This is a genomic window from Cohnella suwonensis (assembly GCF_042655365.1).
GTDB classification, from domain to species: Bacteria; Bacillota; Bacilli; order Paenibacillales; family Paenibacillaceae; genus Cohnella; species Cohnella suwonensis.
This window is the reverse complement of sequence record NZ_JBHSMH010000072.1, coordinates 71,096-91,442: the sequence shown is the minus strand read 5'-3', so window position 1 is coordinate 91,442 and position 20,347 is coordinate 71,096. Positions and strand designations below refer to the sequence as shown.

Genomic DNA, 20,347 nt, shown 5'->3' with positions numbered 1-20,347 from the left:
TTGCCACGTTCGTATACGGTCCACCGCTCGTCGTTGCGCGCTTCACCGTATAGCTCGTCGCACCTGCGGAAGCCGTCCAGCTAAGCGCAACCTGCGCATTGCCCGCCGTAGCCGTAAGACCGGTCGGTGCCGGAGGAATCGTCGGTACGGACGGCGTTGCGCTAACCTGCGAGGAATTCGCGCTTTCGCCGACCGCGTTCGCGGCGCTGACGACGTAATAGTACGTCGTGCCGTTCGAGAGGCCCGTGTCCGCGTAACCCGTCGCCGTAACTCCGGTCGCTACCGTCGTGTACGGGCCGCCGCTCGTCGTCGCGCGCTTGACGTTATAGCTCGTCGCGCCAGCGGATGCCGACCAGCTTAGCGAAGCTTGCGCGTTGCCTGCCGTCGCCGTCAGACCCGTCGGCGCCGAAGGCGGCGTCGGGTTCCCCGCTTGGAGCACGATATGATAAGCGGTCAATGGCGGAACCGAATACGTGAACTGATTGCCGCTGATGGAAGAGATGGTGCCTGCTTGATTCAAAGCCGTGCTTGTGCCGTCGAAACCGTATACGGCGCCGGAAGTGTACGACGTGCCGCCGGCGATTTGAATGTTCGCGTTCAGCGGACTGTCGAAGCTTTTGTTCACTACGATCAGATGGAGCTCCGAGTTGGTATCGTCCTTGACCGACGCGTATACGGAGCTATTGGCGACGTCCGAGGTATCGGCTTTGACGTGAACGTCTCCGAATTTCGAGCCGTTGCCGTCGTAGTTGCGGAACAGCTTAAACGCCGAATTGACGTAATCGGAGTTGGTTTCCAGCTTCCAGAACGAAGCAAAGTACAACCCATACTTGCCGAAAGCGCCGAGCGCGTCCGCCTGGGCGATGCCGCCCGAGATGTCCCCTTCTCCGCCGTAGCTGTACTCGGTGATCGCCAATTTGGTGCCGGGATAATAAGCGTCTATCGACGATTTGAGTCTCGGGATAATCGGGAGAAAGCCGGGAAAGGACGATGCGATCCAACTGTTCTCGAGATACGTCGGGTCCCACAGCGTGCGGGGCGCCTGCACGCGCGCCTTTTGCGTGTCGACGCTGCCGGTCCCGCCGAACACGATGCGCTGTCCGCCTCCTTGCGCTTCGGGATACCAGTGGACGTCCAGCGTGTCGAGCAGCCGTTTCCCCTCCGTCGCGGAAGCCTGCTTCATCTTATCTAGGTAGTAATCGATATACCAGTCGTAATTCCCTTTCACCGTCGGCCAGTCGGGCGCTTCCTGCAGCCCGTAATAGGCGTAGAAGCCGTAAAGCGCGGGCCCGAAAATTTCAGCGGCGGGATCGACGGCTTTGACCGCTTTCGATAGCGCGACCGATCTGTCTACCAGCTCTTGGGCGCCCACCTTGGCGGGGTGGATGCGCGGATGCGTCGTAGCCCACAACGCGGGCTCGTTATCGAGCGAATAGCCCCGGATTCCCGTGGAAGTCGCCGCGGAGCCGTACTTGTTCACGAGAAAGTTCACTTCTTCATCCATGTAGACGCTGCCGTCGCTCGTATCCGGCGTCAAGGAGAAGGGGCTTCCTTTCGCGTACGGGGCTTGGCGCCATCTGGACGAAGGCGCCGTCTCGCTTTCCGATACGGCTCCGTTCTTGTCCGCGGCGACGTAACCGGCCATCTGGAGCGTGACGAGAGAGTAGCTTCCGTTCGCGACGGACGTGTCGTGAAAGTTGGATACCGCAGCGCCCGGCACCGTACAGCCGCTGACGCTAGAGCTGCAAAGATAGTCGTCGCTGGAATGCTGCCAGTCGCTGCCCGCGTTCGAAGCGTTATTCTCCCAGTTGTAGCCGGTCAACCGATTGCCGCCCAAGCGGCGCGCCGCATAATCGGCGGTATTCGGAAAATCCTGGTTCGTCCCGTAGATGTACGGACTAATATTCGCTCTCTCCGCCGTCGGATCGACCGTGATGGATACGTTGATATCCGCCGCATGCGCGGTCTGCGCCCAAGGAACGATTGCGGGAAGCATCATGGCCGCGCTGACGACGACCGCGAACCATTTCGTTTTTCTCATCATTACAACTCCCTTCAGTAAAATGATGGCGAGAGGGCTTCGGCGTTCGAACCGCAGCGCCTCCCGGTTCGGGTCTGTTTTGCATACGTTCGGAAAAGGTTACGGCGTTACTCCCCACGCGATGGCACCGTTTTCGTACAGCGCGATTTTGTTCCAGTCGGCGTAAGCCGTCTTCGTGCCGTCGTACGAGTAGTCGTTCGCTTCGTTGAAGTTCGTCCAGTCGGATTTGGCGACGCGGACTTGAATGTCTCCGGTCTGTCCGCCTGCAGCGATCGAGCCCGCCGCCGAACCTAACGAGATTTCCAAATACGTGTCCGCGCCGGTTGCCGCCGGGCTGATCGCCGCGAACGCGCCGCTCACGGCAGACGTGCCAATCTGCGCATAGTCGCACCAGAAATTGAGACCCGCCGCGCCGTCTTTCGTGAAGTAGTAGCGCAGCTTCACGTTGCTCAAATTGACGGCGGTCGTGCCGGTGTTCTTGATGTTAAACGTCGCGTTGATCATGTTGTCGGACGCGTTGGCATTGTTCAGCTTGTATTGCGCGACAAGAGTGTCTGTGCCACCTCCGCCTCCGCTTGGCGTCGCGCTGACTTGCGCCGAGTTCGCGCTCTCGCCCGCGCTATTCGCCGCGCTGACGACATAGAAGTACGTCGTGCCGTTCGTCAGACCCGTATTCGTATAGCTCGTTGCCGTCACCCCGGTCGCCACGTTCGCGAACGGTCCGCCGCTCGTCGGCGCGCGCTTCACGGTGTAGCTCGTCGCGCCGCTCGATACCGTCCAGCTAAGCGCGACTTGCGCGTTCCCCGCCGTCGCGGTCAGCCCCGTCGGCGCGGCCGGAACCGTCGGCGCGCTTGGTTTCGCGCTCGCTTGCGCGGAGTTCGCGCTTTCGCCCGCGCCGTTAACCGCGCTGACGACGTAGTCGTACGTCGTGCCGTTCGTCAGCCCCGCGTCCGCGTAGCTCGTCGCCTCGACTCCCGCGGCAACCGTCGTGTACGGTCCGCCGTTCGCAGCCGCCCGCTTCACGTTGTAGCTCGCCGCCCCGCTCGACGCCGTCCAACTCAAGGCGACTTGCGCGTTCCCCGCCGTCGCCGTCAACCCGGCCGGCGCGGCAGGAGCGGTCGGAGTCGTGCTTCCGCCCGGTTCCGTTCCCCATACGAGCGTGCCGTTGCGGTACAGCGTAACGGCGGCGCTGGGCGCGTAGCTCGTCTGCGTGCCTTTGTAGGAATAGTCATCCGCTTCGTTGTAGCTGCTCCAGTTGGCGAGGTTGATGCGGCTTTGAATATCTCCGCTGTTGCCTCCAGCCGAAACCGAGCCCGCGCCGGACGCGAAACCGATCTCCACGTACGTGTCCGCCCCGGCGGCCGCCGGTGCAACCGTCCCGAACGCCGCCGTCAAGTTGCCGCACCCCGCAACCGCGTAATCGCAATTGTACGTCTCGGACTGCGTCGAACCTTTCGTGTAATAGTAGCGGATTTTCAACTGGCTGAGCGGTACGGCCGTCGTACCCGTATTGATAATGCGAAGCAGCGGCTTTATCTGGCTGTCTGTCGCGCTTGCGTCGCCGACTCGGTACTCCACTTTCAGATTTCCTGTCGGAGAGCTGGTGGGCGTCGCGCTCGCTTCAGGCGAGTTCACGCTCTCGCCCGAGCTGTTCGCCGCGCTCACCGCGTAGTAATACGTCGTGCCGTTCGTCAGTCCCGCGTCCGCGTAGCTCGTCGCCGTCACGCCGGCGGCGATCGTCGTATACGGGCCTCCGCTTGTCGCCGCCCGTTTGACATTGTAGCTCGCCGCGCCGCTCGATGCCGTCCAGCTCAAGTCGACCAGCCCGTTGTCCGCCGTCGCCGTCAGGCTGGCCGGAGCCGCCGGAATTTGCGGAATGTCGACGACCGCCCAATAAGCCGGTTTCGATTGCAGGCGCTCGTCGAACAACAGCGGCCAGTTTTTGCGGATGACGGGGAAGGAGCGCAGCCAGGTGTTTCCGTCATCCTTGCCCCAGAACGTGACGCTGGAAATCAGATTTTTATGATTCCGGAAAATATCGAACAGCTGCTTGTATCTTGAAGCTTGCGCCTGCGCCAATTGACTCGGGAACGTATCGTAGCTCTGGGAAGAATTGTCGTAAATGTCCATGTCCAGCTCGGTAATGTGCGAATCGATCCCGAGATCGGCGAACTTGACGATGGAAGTCTCGATTTCCTGCATAGACGGCCACGAAATTTTGATGTGCATTTGATGCCCGACGCCGTCAATCGGAACGCCCTTGGCCTTCAGCCGGCCGATCAGATTGTACAGCGCCTGGCTTTTGCCCGACTCGTGCGTGTTGTAATCGTTGATGAACAGCTTAGCGGAAGGATCTGCTTCGCGGGCGAACTGGAACGCCTTCTCGATGTATTCCTCCCCGGCGATTTGATACCACAAGCTGCGGCGCAGACCGTCTGACTGCGACGCGTCGATGACCTCGTTGGCCACGTCCCAGGTATGAACGGAATTCTTGTAACGGCCGATCACCGTTTTGATATGATTTTCCATGCGCTGGTACAGCACCGCTTTGGAAACCAGATTCCCGCTCGCGTCCCGGAATACCCAATCCGGCGTTTGCTGGTGCCAGATCAGCGTATGGCCCCGGATTTCCTGACCGTTGTCCACAGCGAACTGCACGGCCTTATCGGATTCAATAAACTGGAAGACGCCTTCCTGGGGCTCCGTGCTGTCCCACTTCAGGACGTTGCCCGGCGTCACGCTGCCGAAGTGCTTTATCATCAGTTTCCGGTCCACTTCGGTCGCGAGTTCGCTGTTGCTGAAGGCGGTTCCGATCTTGAAATCGTTTGCAAAAACGTCTTTCAGCGACGGAATGCCCTCCTCGATCACGATCGGGCCGACGTCCGGCAGCCGCTCCATGCGGAAATCGTCCAGATAAAACCCTGTCGTCGCATTGCTAGGCGCCTCGAAGTATATGGACAATTGATCGGCGGCTTCGCGCAACGTATACTCCGCCTTCAATTCCACCCAGCGATCGGAAGCCGCCGTGTCGTAGTAAAGCTGCTCGTAGTAAACCTTATCCGGCATCGTTCGCTGCATGGTCATATAGACGGTCGTATTGGGCGTACCTGCAGGAAGCTTAATCCAGCCGGAGAACAAATACGTTTGGCCCGGCGTCATATTCGCCGTCACATCCAGCGTCGGGCCATGCCAGCTTTGCGCGCGGCCGGTCACCTTCAAACCGTACGTGCCGCTTCGCGCCGCTTCCGGAGCGGCCGCCAGCGTTTCCGCGGCGCCCCGTCCAACCCATCCTTGGGCGGTTCCGTCTTCAAAGTCGGTTTGCAGCAACAGGGTGTTTGCCGCGCGGACAGGCGGAATCAAGAAGGCTGAGCCAGCCAGGATGAACAGCATGATCACCGTTACCGCTCTCGCGAATCGCGACGAATGCTTCATGCGCCTCCTCCTCCATCGATAATCATGGTTCGATCCCCCAAGCCAGCGCACCGCTTACGTATACCGTCACCTTGTTCCAATCGGCGAATGACGTCTTCGTTCCGTCGAACGAATAGTCGTTCGCCTCGTTGAAGTTCGACCAGTCGGACTTGGCGACGCGAATCTGAATATCGCCGGATTGGCCGCCCGCCGCTAGCGAACCGGCCGCCGAGCCGAACGAGATTTCCAGATACGTATCCGCCCCGGCGGCCGCCGGGCTGATCGTCGCGAACGCGCCGCTGACGGCCGAAGTGCCGACTTGTGCCCAGTCGCACCAGAAGTTGAGATTCGCCGCGCCGTCTTTCGTGAAGAAATAGCGCAGCTTCACGTTGCTCAAATTGACGGCGGAAGTACCCGTGTTCTTAATGTTGAAGGAGGCGTAAATCTGGTTGTCGGTCGCGTTGCCGTTGGTCGTTTTGAACTGCGCCGCGAGAGTGGCGGTGACGGAGGTCGGCGTCGCGCTCGCTTGAGTCGAATTCGCGCTTTCGCCCGCCGCGTTCGCCGCGCTGACGACGTAATAGTACGTCGTGCCGTTCGTCAACCCCGTATCGGCGAAGCTCGTCGCCGTCACGCCCGTGGAAATCGTCGTGTACGGCCCTCCGTTTACCGTTGCCCGCTTCACGTTATAGCTGACCGCGCCGCTCGAAGCGGTCCAGCCCAGGGCGACCTGCGCGTTGCCCGCCGCCGCCGTCAAACCCGTCGGCGCGGCCGGAATGGCCAATTGCGGCGTCGCGCTCGCCTCCGCCGAGTTCGCGCTTTCGCCCGCCGCGTTCACCGCGCTGACGACATAGTAGTACGTCGTACCGTTCGTCAGACCCGCGTTCGCGTAGCTCGTCGCCGTCACGCCCGTCGCGACTGTCGTGTAAGGCCCGCCGTTTACCGTCGCCCGCTTCACGTTATAGCTAACCGCGCCGCTCGAAGCGGTCCAGTTCAAGACGGCCTGCGCGTTGCCCGCCGTCGCCGTCAAACCCGTCGGCGCAACCGGAGGCTGCGGCGCCGCCGGCGTCGCGCTCGTTTGCGTCGAGTTCGAGCTTTCGCCCACGCTGTTTACCGCGCTGACGACGTAGTAGTACGTCGTGCCGTTCGTCAGACCCGTATTCGTATAGCTCGTCGCCATCACCTCGGTCGCCGCGTTCGTATACGGACCGCCGCTCGTCGTCGCGCGCTTCACCGTATAGCTCGTAGCGCCGCCCGATGCCGTCCAGCTAAGCGCGACTTGCGCGTTGCCCGCCGTTGCGGTCACGCCCGTCGGGGCAGCGGGAACGGTCGGAACGACGGGACCCGGTTCGTTACCGAACACTTTGACGCCGTTGTCGAACAGGGGAATGTACACGGTTTTGGCTGCCGTGCTGCTGCTGACGAGCCCCTGAGCGGAGAAGTCGTTGTTCGGATTCCAGAACGTCGTCCCGGACGGCGCCGCGATCCGGAATTGCACTTCCTTCTTGTAGTGCGGCTGCCCGCCCGGATAAATCTTCGTACCGGTAAAGTCGACCTTCACGTAATAAATGTTGTTGGCCTCATCGTACGGCAGAAGGCCGGATACCGTCGCGCCTTGGTTGTAATTCGTCGACACCGTAAGATTGCTCAAACCGTAACCTGCGTTGAACACTTCCGACAAATCCATGTAATAATTGAAGCTCAGCTTATCGCCCATGCGCGCCGGCCAGCCGGAGCGGTTGTTAATGAGCGCCTTGATCTCCGTATACGTCGGTCCGGTGCTGTTGAAGGAAGCTTCCACGAACATCTCGTCTTCCTTCGTCTCCTGCGGCGGGAAGCTCGCCAGCGGCGCTTGCCCCGCGCCGTAGAGCAGTTTCATCTTCGCGAGCACGCCCGTGAATCCGGCATTATAGTCGGTTGCGACTTCGTTGGCGGTATAATCGGAGATGGAATCCGTATAAGCATCGCTGCTGTTCGGTCCTCCGACGAGCGCCCCGTACAGTACGTGCCGGTGGTTGGCCGGAACCGACTGGCTATCGGCCCACGAACCGTGGGACGTACGGTGGTGCGGATGCTGCGGCGGATTCGTGCCGAAGCCGATGACATAGCTGCTGTTGGATGGGTTGTCGCCGAGCGCGTACAGCGCTTGACTGACCGCGAAATTTTTGTATTTGTTTTTCTTGGCGGCGTCCGTCACCCAGTCGGAATACACGAACGCGAGGAAAGAAGCGTTCATCGCATACCGCAGCGACCCCCACGTATCAAGCCAGGCAAGACCTCCGGGCGTGTAGGTGATTTTTTCTCCCGTCCCGGATACCCCGGTCGTCCAGTAATCGAGGTTGCGTTCCGTCGAAGCGATGAATGCGGAATCGTTCGTAATCCGGGCCAGCAGCAGTTGGGCGCCGTAATGCACGTCGTCCCAAGATTGCGTCCATTTGTAGCCCCAGTTCGTCGACTGCCCTTCCTTGCCCCAGTTGTTCGAAGCGGCGATCGCTTTCGTCAAATACGTCGCGTTGTTCGTCGCCAAATAGAGCCACGCGGCTCCCCAGGACAGTTCGTCCTGATAGCCCGACCACGAATTATAGTAGGCTTGGGCGTCCGTTACGCAATCGCTATACTTGCCGCGATACGTATCCGCGAACGAGTAAAGCTGCTCGGCATGCGTCAGCAGCGTGGCCGAATAGGAAGGATTCGACTGCTGAAACACGATAGACGCCACCGCAAGGGCGGCCGCCGTCTCGCCCGCCGCGTCGGAACCGGGACACGATGCCGAAATTTTGTACGAAGGCCTGTTCATCTGCATCACTTCCGCCGGTCCCCACCAGGCGTGATCGGCCGAGCCTTGGCCGACCTGCACGTACAGCTCGTTCGGCGCCGTATGCGCTTTGATAAAGTAATCCGTCGCCCACTTGATATTTTCCAGCGTTTTATCGAGTTGCCCGGATTGGACGTATGCGTCCTTATACTCGTAAACGGACCAGGCCAGCATCGCCGCGGAATAAGCCATAGGCAGCCCGAATTTGACATGGTCGCCGGCATCGTACCAGCCGCCCGTCAAGTCCTTGCCGACGTCCGCTCCGTCGGTCATGCCGGAATCGCCGCGCCATTCGACGCGGTTGTTCGCGGGCAGATCGCCCGAACGCTGCGCTTCGTAGAAATAGATCGACTTTTGCAACGCTTCCGCATAGTTATAAGAGCTTGCCGATGCATTCGCCCGCGGAACCGACCCGAGACCTCCGCTTAGCAGCAGACTGCCGCAAATCGCCGCAATGACCGTATAAACCATCGTTTTTTGAAACCCTTTTCCCCTCACCAACTTCCCTCCTTGTTCATTTGGGTTGATTTCAAGCTCTTCGTCTCTTCGAAAAAGCTTAGGCAACCTCCTTTACGAAAAGGTTTTCTGTTACATTTTCATTATAAAACCGTTCCTCATTGGAAAATGTGCGCGATGTGACTTGTTTATAGCGCTGATGTGACCGTTTAAAATATAAGGATTTTCATACATAAAAAACCGTTTCCCGGCATAGGCCGGAAAACGGTTGAAGTCATGCCGAAATTGCCGTTCACTTAAGGCGCCGTCCCCCATACGAACGTGCCGCCTTGATAGAGCGTCACTTTGTTCCAGTCGGCGAAAGCCGTTTTCGTTCCGTCGAAGGAGTAATCGCCGACTTCGTTAAAGTTCGACCAGTCGGCTTTCGCGACGCGAATTTGTATATCTCCGCTTTGTCCGCCCGCTGCGATCGACCGGCCGCGGCGTTGAACGAAAGTTCCAGGTAAGTGTCCGTACCGGCGCCCGTCGCGCCGACGAACGTACCGCCGACGTTGGCGGTTCCGACTTGCGCATAGTCTGCGTAGAAGTTCAAAGCCGCGGTGCCATCCTTCGTAAAATAGTAACGCAGCTTCACATTGCTTAAGCTGACCGCCGTCGTTCCCGTATTCTTGATATTAAAAATCGCGTTGATCATGTTGTCGGTCGCGTTGGCGTTATTCAGCTTATACTGGGCGACGAGAGTGTTCGTTCCGCCTCCGCCGCCGGAACTCGGCGTCGCGCTCGCTTGCGAGGAGTTGACGCTTTCGCCCGCGGCGTTGGATGCGCTGACGACATAATAGTAGGTCGTTCCGTTCGTCAATCCCGTATTCGTGTAACTCGTCGCCGTCAAGCCGGTCGCCACGTTCGCGTACGGTCCGCCGCTCGTCGCGGCGCGTTTCACCGTGTAGCTCGTTGCGCCGCCCGATGCCGTCCAGCTTAGCGCCGCTTGCGCGTTGCCCGCCGTCGCCGTCAAGCCTGCCGGTGCCGCAGGTACCGTCGGTCCGCCGGTCAACGGTTTCATGATGCGGTCAAGCATCGTTTGCTTCGGCGCATTCCAAGTGAGCCAATCGTCCAGCAACAGCCCTCCGGTATCGCCGCTGTTCGGGTTGAGGCACCAGTACGTCCAGTACAAATCGTTGTCCTTCATATAATCGACCAGTTTGTTTTGCCATTTGCCCTCGGAGCTCGACGAGTCGACGCTTCTGCCTCCGAATTCCCCGACGAGAATCGGCGCGATATTTTCTTTGCTGATGTATCCCCAATAGGAATCCCACAATGCCGGCATATTGTTCGGAAATGCCGGATCGGAGAACCAGGTTTGCGAAGCCACTCCCGGACCGTAATCATGCGGAGAATAGACGACGCGATTGGCCACGTTCAACCGAACCGGATTGTTCCTGACGCCTTTCAGGTTGCCTCCCCACCAGTACGAACCCGTTTCGCCTTGAACGTTCGATTGGATGCCTTCGACGATGATCAGCCAGTTCGGGTTAGCGGCAAGAATGGCGTTGCCGGCACGTTCCGCCGCCAATCTCCAATCGGTGGTCATGCTTCCGCTTCCCCAAGTCGCCGTGCCGTGGGGTTCGTTATGAAGGTCCGCTCCGATGACCGTCGGATTGTTCGCATAACGCTGCGCCAACATGACCCAGTCATTGATCCAGCGCTGTTCGGAGTATTGCGCCGTGTACCAAAGCTCCGATTGGCCCCCCGAGTCCGGCCGATGGCGATCCAGAAAAATTTTAATCCCCCGCTCGCCCGCCTCCTGTATCACCCTGTCCATCAGTTGAATCGGCGTTAGCCCGATCAAATCCGGATTGGTGTACGTGTTGATACTGTTGGGCATGACGCCCGGATCGAACATTTGCGTGCTGAACGGCAGCCGGATCAGGTTGTAGCCATGATCCTTGATTTTATCCATAAAACTATCCAACGAATACTGCCATAAGCCGTGCGGCGAATAATTGGCCGTTTCGAAGCCGAACCAGTTCAATCCGTTAAACACGGCCGGATTCCCTTCGGAATCCACGATGCGATTGCCGGACGTGTGATAGTAACCCGTCGGCGCCGCGTGACTTTTGCCGATGCCGACCGACAACAGCAAAGAGCACGCCAACGCGGCGATCATGACCATCATTCCCCCTCGCTTATGCATCGCTATCGACATATTCCCATCTCCGTTTCTTTTTGGAATTCATTTGCAATCTCATTATAGAACGGAATGAATAGGAAGAATGTGCGCCATGTAACCTCGTTGTTGCCTATTTGTATCCTATTCGAAATCGTTTTCTAGAAGAAAAAATCCGATTCCGAAGCATAACGCCCCGAAAGCGGATTCGATCATACACTTATTCGTATTACAGTGCGCTGCCGCCGAACAAGAACCGGTACTCCCAATGCTTGCCCGAGATGCTGTCGACGCGGACGCCGCCGGAAGCGACGGAGTACGTATGCAGAACTTGCCCGTTGCCCAGATAAATGCCGACGTGGGAGATATTTTCTACGAACGGACGTTTACCGTCGTACAGGGACGCTTTCGTTCCTTTATAATTCATGAAGAACATCAGGTCGCCTCGTTTCAACGCGTGCCAATCCGTCGTGACGGCGTTCTTGCCCCGAACGTAGTCGCCTTGGGAAGCCGAAGCCGCCGGAAGCGTGACGCCGAGCGCGTCCTTGAAGGCTTGGCGGACGAAGTCGGAGCAATCGAACGTCTTCGTCGTGTTGCGGTCCGAGCCGAATTCGTACGGCGTGCCTAGGTACTTCTGTCCCGCGGCGATGACCGACTCGATCTTCTGGCTCGCGGTCTGGCCCGTCTGGCCTCCCGTTTGACCTCCGGTAGAAGGCGCGGACGTCTGAGGCAACGAGCCCGTTACTTTGACGTATTGCGCCTGGCTGCTGACGTAACCCGTCGCGCCGGCGCTATCCTTGATCGCATACCAATAATTGTTGACGACGCCCGTGATGGCGATCGGCTCGTCCTTTTTCAAATATCGAATGAAGGCGCCGTCCGTTGAAGGAGCTTGACGGAACGACACCGACGACACGACGATGGCGTTCGCCCCGGTTGGTCCCTGCGCCTGCGGACTGTAATCCACGTATTTATCGCTGGAAGATATGTATCCGATCTTACCGAATACGTCCTGCACCCTCAGCCAGCTCGCGTTCGTGCGTTCCAGCACGACGACTTCTTCTCCGGCTTTCAAATAACGCGTGACCGCATTCGTCGTACTAGGACCCGTTCTGAAGCTGACGGACGCCACGATCTGCGCGGTCTCTACCTTGATCGCTGCCGAAGCGACGGCCGGCATCGCGGAGACGAACAATGTAGCGGCGAGCAGCAACTGGATTCCTTTTCTCCACATGTGTCGGTTCCTCCCGGGATGTAAAATGTCCCTACTTGTCTATTATATTTCGACTAGGAGACGCTTCCATGAGTCACCGATCACGCCGTTCGTTTCCTCTATAGGCATGATGAGCCAAGGAAGTCCTAGGACATATGTCTTGCAAACCGCGCCAATCAAGGGGATCGGAGGCAAGCGGGTATGGAGTAGGTTGAAATTACCAGCTGGAGCGTGAGGGGATTACCGGGTATTCAAAGTAGTCGTCTATCGAGACGTCGGGGCGTAATGGAATAGTACTGTTATTTCAACGGAAAAATGGCGATAAGGCTCGCCGTGATGGATATCTACAGTTAAATGGCTCATTTTTTCTCGACTCTACTTAAAATCCCGGAATTAAATGGAGATTTCCATTACGATGCCATGATCGAGCGATTATGAGCGATTAGAATGGATTTATCCATTACTTATCGATCCCTGGGGCGGATAGCGGGGTGCGGGGTGCGGGGTGCGAGAGGTGATGAAAGCTCGGCGGCACGCAAGCAAAAACGCCTTCGGCGTCCTACGGACGTCGGAGTAGCTTTGCGTAGGGATCAGATGAGTATAAGGAAGTCGAAACTTATACTTTCTGATCCATCAAAAAAACTTGCCGGTTTCCCGGCAAGCTTCCCTGCGATCCTTATGCTTATTTTCTGTCTTCTTCCGGAATGAGCTTCTCGCGGAGAGCTTTCACTTCCGGATGCTCCAAGTACTCGTCGAACGTCATCATCCTGTCGATAAGACCGTTCGGCGTAATTTCGATAATGCGGTTGGCGATCGTCTGCACGAACTGATGGTCATGCGACGTGAAGATGATCGGGCCGTCGAAATCGATCAAGCCGTTGTTGAGCGCCGTTATGGACTCGAGGTCCAAGTGGTTCGTCGGCTCGTCGAGCAACAGAACGTTGCCGTTCGTCAGCATCATGCGGGATAGCATGCAACGGACCTTCTCGCCCCCGGAGATGACGGAAGCTTTCTTTAACGCTTCGTCGCCGGAGAACAGCATCCGTCCGAGGAAGCCGCGGATGAACGATTCGTCCGGGTCTTTCGTATACTGGCGCAGCCACTCGGCGAGGTTCAGCTCGACGCCGTCGAAGTAGGCTCCGTTTTCTTTCGGGAAATACGCTTTGACCGCCGTAACGCCCCATGTGACGCTACCCGCTTCCGGCTCCTTCTCGCCGGCGAGAATCTGGAACAATAGAGTCTTCGCCAGCCCGTAAGGTCCGACGAGAGCGATCTTATCGCCTTTGTTAACGACGAAGTTGACGTTGTTCAGCGCTTTCTCGCCGTCCAATGAAGCGGTCAAGCTCTCGACCGTGACGACTTGCTTGCCTACTTCGCGTTCCGGCTTGAAGTTGATGAACGGATATTTGCGGTTCGACGGGCGAATGTCGTCGAGCGAGATTTTGTCGAGCATTTTCTGCCGGCTCGTCGCTTGCTTCGCCTTCGACTTGTTCGCGGAGAAGCGCTGGATGAACGCTTGCAACTCTTTCATCTTGTCTTCTTTTTTCTTGTTCTGGTCGCGCATCAGCTGTTGGGCCAATTGGCTCGACTCGTACCAGAAGTCGTAGTTGCCGACGTACAGCTGAAGCTTGCCGAAGTCGATATCCGCGATGTGCGTGCATACTTGGTTTAGGAAGTGGCGGTCATGGGATACGACGATGACGGTGCCTTCGTAACGCGACAGGAAATCTTCCAGCCAGTTGATCGATTCGAGGTCCAAGTGGTTGGTAGGCTCATCGAGAAGCAAGTTGTTCGGGCTGCCGAACAACGCTTGCGCGAGCAAAATGCGAACCTTCTGGTTGCCGTCCAATTCGGACATCTTCTTGTCGTGCAGGTCGGTCGTGATGCCGAGGCCGTTCAGCATGCCGGCCGCTTCGCTCTCCGCTTCCCAGCCGTTCATGTCGGCGAATTCCGCTTCGAGCTCGCCGGCTCTCATGCCGTCTTCGTCGGAGAAATCTTCCTTCGCGTAGATGGCGTCTTTCTCTTTCATGACCTTATAGAGTCGTTCATGGCCCATAATGACGGTTTCCAAAACCTGGAAATCATCGTATTCGTAATGGTTCTGTTTCAGGACGGCGAGGCGCTCGCCCGGCGTAATATGGACTTCCCCGGAGCTGGATTCCACTTCTCCGGACAGAATCTTTAGGAACGTGGATTTGCCCGCTCCGTTCGCGCCGATCAGGCCGTAACAGTTGCCCGGCGTGAACTTGATATTTACATCTTCGAACAGGGGGCGTTTGCCGAAACGAAGGCTAACGCCGGTTACGGTAATCATGAGTCTAATCCATCCTTTTCAATTGGGTTATCGCGGGCCGCACGATCGAAACGCATCGTCTCGCCGTGCTGCAGTAGCAAGAGTTTCTCTTCGGGAATGCCAAGCCTTTGCCTTGCCGCTTCCAGACGTTCCAGCGCTTCCGCCGGCGTATCGTCCGAGAGCTTAAACGCGCCGTAATGCATCGGCACGAAATACTTCGCCTTCACGTCGAGGAAAGCTTGCAGCGCTTCCTCCGGACTGACGTGCTGCGCCGCCATGAACCATTCGGGATCGTAAGCGCCGATCGGCATGAGGGCGATATCGATATCGAACCTTCTGCCTATTTCGCCGAATCCGCGGAAGTAGCCGCTATCCCCGGCGAAATAAATCGTCGGACCGTGATCGCATTGCAGCACCCATCCCCCCCAATGCGACGTGTTCATGTCCCAAGGGTTTCTCCTCGTCCAATGCTGGGCGGGAACGAATGTGAAATTCGCTCCGTGATGGGAGACTTGCTCCCACCAGTGCAACTCCTCCGCTTGCAGGAATCCGCGAAGCATGAGCTTCCTGCGCAATCCGGCGGGCACGATCATTTTCTTGGGGCCCCTCAACCTGCGAAGAGACGACATGTGCAAGTGGTCGTAATGGGCGTGGGAGATGAGAACGACATCGGTCGAAGGCATGTCCGACAGCTCGACGCCGGGCGGGGCGAGTCTTTTCTGAAACGCCATTCTTCTTGCCCACACCGGGTCCGTGACGATGTTGAGACCCGCCATCTGTATGAGAAACGTGGAGTGTCCGATCCATGTAATGGACGGCTCGTTGCGGTTATGCTGTAGAAATCGCAGGTCTGGCGCTACGCTGGGCACGCATTCCGCGCTTCCCTTGTCGAGAATCTTGCGAATCCGGTCCTTACGCCAACGGTCGAACTGTTCCTTCGATGCTTTGCCCGCACCAACGGAGTCCAAGTTGCCGAAGCGTCTTCTAAGCATGAAATCCCTCCGATGAAGTGTTCATGTATACTATATCAGGAATCTCGGAAATGTACCAAGTTGGGGAACAAAAAAAGAGCGGGAAATGCCCGCTCTAATCTTATTCCTCAGCCCATTACTTGATCGCGACATCAGTAACCATCGGAATCCTCGTCTTGGCTCGCCAACGGATGGTCGAGCAATGCCTGCACCCGTGCCACTCTCATCATGACTTCGGCCGCTTGCGCGAGCGTCACCTCGCCGGAGGGGGCGAAGACGCCTTGGTTCGCCGTCAATAAGCCGATCTTTAAGCAGATCGCGACGGCTCCCCGATCGGCGATCCTCGATTTATCCTTCAATTTGGCTACCGCGGGGTCATTGGCAAGCTGCTTGGATAGCTTTCCGTAGCCGATGATTCTCGACAGCAAGATCGCCATTTGTTCCCGCGTCAGCGAAGCATCCGGATTAAAGCGGATTTTCGGATCGGGCGTCAACCATCCGCGTTGCGCGAAATAGGCAATCTCCGCACGCGTCCCCTCGTTCGCTTCGCCGATGTCCCCATAGATCGGCCCGTCATACCCCCCCCACAATGCCGTCATATTCGGAGCAATCCCCCTACGGATCAGCCTTAAGAAGTCTAAGCGGCTGATCGGCTTGTCCGGCTGCAAGACGTTTTCGGAAGCCGGTCGAATCACGCCGTGGTCCAGCAACGTCTGTAGCGCGGCCGCGGAACGGTGCTGGCGCGCGTCGGCGGGGAGCGGTCCTCCGGTCTTTAACGTCAGAAGCGCGTCCGCCCCAATCGCAGCTCCGCTGACTGCATTCACCGCGTTCGTCATCTCACGGTATTTATTAACCGGATTGGGCGTGTAGGTCAACGCCAACGTTGGCCTTCGATAATTCCGTTGATCGTCGACGTAAGGTATTGCCCCATAAGAATAGTAAACGGGAACGACTTTGAAACTGTCCAGTATCGTTTTCTTCGCTTGAAATGCCGTGATCGACGGCTTTAAGCCTTCCAACTCGTCGGAGAAAGGCGCCGTCGCCGGACACCTGAGGTAAAGCAGCTTCCCGTTTCCGTCGAGCATGATCGTTATAAATTGGTCCTCCACGGGGATGCCTTCGAAATACATCAAATAACTGAACGATACGGCGGGCACTTCGCGGTCATCGGGCTCGTCCGTCGCCACGCGCTTATATCTGGCCGCGAAATCGGGGACGTTGCCTGCCAACCAGCGATCGGCGATCGCCTTTGCTTCTTTGATCGTCATGGTCGGCAGCCGTCCGGGGGGAACGACTTCGTATTCGTCGTATTGACGCTCCAGGCCGCTGAAGAACTCAATGAGTTGTCCAGTCCCGGCATTGAACTTCGCGTACGTCTGCGTTCGGTCGTTTCCGTCCTTGCCCTTCGCTTGCATGCCGAGAACTTCGACGTCCCCTTGATAGGAAGAAGACTCCCATTCCATACCGCCCGAAAGCGCGGAATAGGACTCGAGCCTCCGAACGGCTTCTTCCTTTCCGACCCGGTTCGGCTCGAATCGCGCTCCCGTATCGGGAATGTCTTGGTAGTCGATAACGTAGCCGAAAAAGGAGCTACCCGGCTGCCCTAGCGATATGTCTTGCTCGGTTATGCCCAACGGCCACGAGCTCATCACGTAATTCAACTGCCACTTTTCGGAACCGTCGGGCCAGACCGTCTTCGTCTTCGCGTAAACCAAGTTCATTTCGAAAGAGGCGGCCCATTTTCCGTTGGCTTCGTCGGGCGTAATCGTCGGCATCTCCGTCGGCGGAATGCCGGGATCTCCCGTGTAACGGAAAAACTTCAACCGTCCGTCCCCATCCATCTTGAAGGTTACGCGACTGGCACCGACATCGTAGCCGTTCCTTGTCAGCGCGAACGAGAAGGTATATCCCGCCGGGCCGAATAAAGGCTCGATCGGATCATTGAAAGAATAATCCCTGGCAATTTCCTTTAGTTCGTAGCCTTCGAGCGTAGGAACGGACTGGCGCGCGAAACGTACCGCCTTTTTGACCGCTTGGGCTCGCGACAGCTTCGTCGGATAGCCGTAATCCGTCCCCGCTACATCGGCGTTCGGTACCTTGCCGAAGAGCAACAAATCTCCCGTATAAGCGTCGATTTCGGCATATGCGGAGGGGCCTACCTGATCGTTTGACCAAGCGAACTTCCATACGGGGATGCGCGAAGGTAGTTGCGATTCAGCCCGTTCGTAGGAGAGCCCTTGTTCGGTATCTTCCGACTTCGAGAAGCCCGGGAACGCCTTCTCGATCAAGAGCGCGGCCGCTTCTTTCGTTATGGCGACAGAAGAAGGATCCGGCGCTTGGTTAGCTGGTTCGGCCGAACCGGCTTGTGCTGTCGCAGCGGGATTCGCGAAGAGCAAGCATACCGCCGTCAGAACGGCGATCAATCGACTGGCGCGAAACAAATGTTAACCTCCTAGAAACACGATTTTCTTCAAATGGAAAATTCTACACCCCTGCTTCGATTCCTCTTTTTTCGACATGCCAGAGTCGCTTTTGGCATTTCGCCTCCGGATGCGTTATTGTGGGAGTAAAGATGAAAGCGAAGAAAGCGAGGGCTGTTCCATGAAATTATTATCCATCGAGCCGACCCCGAGCCCGAATACGATGAAGCTGAACGTGGACGAGCGGCTGGCGCCGGGCGTTCAATTGACTTACGGAAAGGATTCAGCCGCCGTGTCTCCGCTGATCGCGAAGCTGCTCGAGGTACCGGGCGTCAAGTCCGTGTTCCAGACGTCCGACTTCTTAGCGGTCGACCGGAGGGGTAACGCGGATTGGGCGTCGATCCTCGACGGCGTGCGCGAAGCGTTCGGCATCGCCGGCGAGGGCTCGCTGACCGGTCCGGGCGAGGACGCTGCCGCGGGCTTCGGCGAAGCGCACGTAAAGGTACAGATGTTCCGCGGCATTCCGATGCAGATCCGCGTCCGCAGCGGTGGCCAGGAATTCAGGGCCGCGATGCCCGAGCGCTTCGCGAAGGCGGTATCCGACGCGGCCGGAGCGACGATGATCCGCGAGCGGATGCTCGAGGATCTCGGCGTTCGATACGGCGAACCGCAGGAATTGCTCGAAGAAATTCAGCGCGAGCTGGACGCCGCCTACTCCGAGTCTCGGCTCCGGGATCTCGTGGCGCTGGCGCAAGCCGCCGGCCCCGAAGCGCCGCCTCCGGCACCTCCCGCTCCGCTAAGCGGCGCCGAAGTGTCGAAGGCGCTGGACTCGCAGGATTGGCGCGAACGGTACGCGGCGTTGGAGCGGCTGAAGCCGACGCCGGACGACTTGCCGGTCATCGCCCGCGCGCTGCGCGACAGCCAGATGTCCGTACGGCGGCTCGCCGTCGTCTATCTCGGCGATCTGCGTACGCCGGAAGCGATGCCGCTCCTGTTCGAAGCTCTCGAGGATTCGTCCGGCTCCGTTCGCCGCACGGCGGGCGACACGCTGTCCGACATCGGCGATCCTTCGGCGGCGCCAGCCATGATCCGGGCGCTCGGGGATTCCAACAAGCTCGTCCGATGGCGCGCCGCCCGGTTCCTCTTCGAAGCGGGCGACGAATCCGCGCTGGCGGCGCTGCGCAAGACGACGGCCGCCGAGCCCGAATTCGAGGTGCGGCTGCAAGCCGAGATGGCCGTCGCCCGCATCGAACGCGGCGAGGAAGCCGCCGGGTCCGTCTGGCAGCAGATGACGCGCATGCGCGAAGAGAACCGCGACAAATAACTCAAAACGAACGGGATCGGTTCCGAGAGGCGACGCGCCTCACGGATACCGATCCCGTTCTTCGTTCATCGAATGCGCCGGCAACAAGCAACATCCTTAACGCGCTACCAGAACAACTCCTCGCGGCCCAGCAACTGACTCAACCCTTCCGCGAAGAAATAGTCGCCGTAGATCAGAGGAACGCCGACGTTCCTGCCTTCGGGAACATGACTGCTCCCTTCGACGATTAAACCTTCCTCGCCCTCCCCTTCCCAAGAACCGTAATTCTCGTACAGAGATTTCAGCATTCGCTCTCCCGCTTCGCGGTACGGGGAAGATCGTTCGCGTTCGACGAGCCGAGAGAGGAGCAGCAAGCCGGAAGCCGCGCACGCGCCGGCTGAAGTGTCCTTGTGCCGCACCGCGCCCTCCGGTAACCGGAAGTCCCATAACGGAACGAGATCCTCCGGCAACTCGCCGACGCAGAAACGGGCGACGCGTTCGGCGGCGTCCAAGTAACGCTTGCCGCCCGTATACTTGTAAGCCAGCGCCATGCCGTACAACGCCCAAGCCGCCCCTCTAGACCACGCCGACTCCCTCGAATAGCCTTGCCCGCCGAGTTCTCCGAGCTTATCCCCCGTGCCCGGATCGAATACGACGATATGATAGACCGATCCGTCCGGCCTGACGAAATGCTCGATCACCGTGTCCGCGTGCATGACGGCGACGTGGCGATATCGCGGGTCCCCCGTCGTCTCCGACGCCCAGAACAGCAGAGGCAGGTTCATCAGGCAATCGATGATCGCCCAGCCCGCGTTGTCGTCCTCGGGACGCCACGGGTTCCAGGCGCGAATGAACCTGCCCTTCGGATTGAAGCGCCCCGCCAGCAAATTGGCGGCCAGCAGCGCCCGGCGCTTGGCGTCTTCTTCCCCGCGCAGACGATGGCGCGCGACGCTCGTCAGCGTCCACATGAAGCCGATATCGTGATCCAACCGGTCGTAGTCCAGGACGACCCGGTCAAGCTGCTCTTCGCAAGAAAGAGCGATCTTCCGCAATCTCTCTTCTCCCGTCTCGCGGTAGACGAGCCACAGCAAGCCCGGCCAGAAGCCGGCCGTCCACCACGAGGCCGGCTCCAGCGCGTATTCCCCTCCGACGCTGGCGTGCGGGAACCGGTCGCCGATCCGTACGCTCGTCCTCGAGATTTTCCGGACGACGTCGGCCCAAGCGCCCTCCGCCCATCGATTGTTCCTTTGCATACCTGGCTCC

General features: G+C 58.6%; 9 protein-coding genes and 1 pseudogene. 1 reads left to right on the top strand and 9 read right to left on the bottom strand.

The window, feature by feature from the left end:
• The 8 genes and pseudogenes from ACFPPD_RS18805 to ACFPPD_RS18770 all read right to left on the bottom strand — a co-directional run.
• A partial coding sequence (locus ACFPPD_RS18805; protein WP_378082866.1) for a glycoside hydrolase family 44 protein occupies positions 1-2,041 on the bottom strand: 2,041 nt, incomplete at its 3' end.
• A gap of 99 nt (positions 2,042-2,140) precedes the next feature.
• Positions 2,141-5,473 carry an endo-1,4-beta-xylanase gene (locus ACFPPD_RS18800; protein ID WP_209749233.1) on the bottom strand — a complete coding sequence of 1,111 codons (3,333 nt, stop codon included), beginning with the start codon at positions 5,471-5,473 and terminating at the stop codon, positions 2,141-2,143.
• 22 nt (positions 5,474-5,495) lie between these two features.
• Complete coding sequence (locus ACFPPD_RS18795) at positions 5,496-8,735, bottom strand: glycoside hydrolase family 9 protein (protein ID WP_209749241.1); 3,240 nt, start codon at positions 8,733-8,735, stop codon at positions 5,496-5,498.
• A gap of 281 nt (positions 8,736-9,016) precedes the next feature.
• A pseudogene (locus ACFPPD_RS18790) lies at positions 9,017-10,884 on the bottom strand (cellulase family glycosylhydrolase).
• Between the two features lie 229 nt (positions 10,885-11,113).
• Positions 11,114-12,118, bottom strand: a complete 1,005-nt coding sequence (locus tag ACFPPD_RS18785) for a C40 family peptidase (RefSeq protein ID WP_209749232.1) — start codon at positions 12,116-12,118, stop codon at positions 11,114-11,116.
• A 661-nt stretch (positions 12,119-12,779) separates the two neighbouring features.
• Complete coding sequence (locus ACFPPD_RS18780; RefSeq protein ID WP_209749231.1) at positions 12,780-14,411, bottom strand: ABC-F family ATP-binding cassette domain-containing protein; 1,632 nt, start codon at positions 14,409-14,411, stop codon at positions 12,780-12,782.
• Entirely contained in the window at positions 14,408-15,382 is a 975-nt protein-coding gene (locus tag ACFPPD_RS18775; RefSeq protein ID WP_209749230.1) for an MBL fold metallo-hydrolase, read from the bottom strand. Before ACFPPD_RS18775 ends, ACFPPD_RS18780 begins: the two co-directional genes overlap by 4 nt.
• Positions 15,383-15,513: 131 nt before the next feature.
• A complete protein-coding gene (locus tag ACFPPD_RS18770; RefSeq protein WP_209749229.1) occupies positions 15,514-17,802 on the bottom strand; it encodes an S-layer homology domain-containing protein in 2,289 nt (762 codons plus the stop codon).
• 160 nt (positions 17,803-17,962) lie between these two features.
• Here ACFPPD_RS18770 and ACFPPD_RS18765 point away from each other — a divergent pair, with 160 nt between their 5' ends.
• Complete coding sequence (locus ACFPPD_RS18765; protein ID WP_209749228.1) at positions 17,963-19,105, top strand: virulence factor; 1,143 nt, start codon at positions 17,963-17,965, stop codon at positions 19,103-19,105.
• A gap of 104 nt (positions 19,106-19,209) precedes the next feature.
• Here ACFPPD_RS18765 and ACFPPD_RS18760 read toward each other — a convergent pair whose 3' ends face one another.
• Positions 19,210-20,337: a glycoside hydrolase family 88 protein gene (locus ACFPPD_RS18760; RefSeq protein WP_209749227.1), complete on the bottom strand. Its 1,128-nt coding sequence runs from the start codon at positions 20,335-20,337 to the stop codon at positions 19,210-19,212.
• Positions 20,338-20,347: the final 10 nt, after the last annotated feature.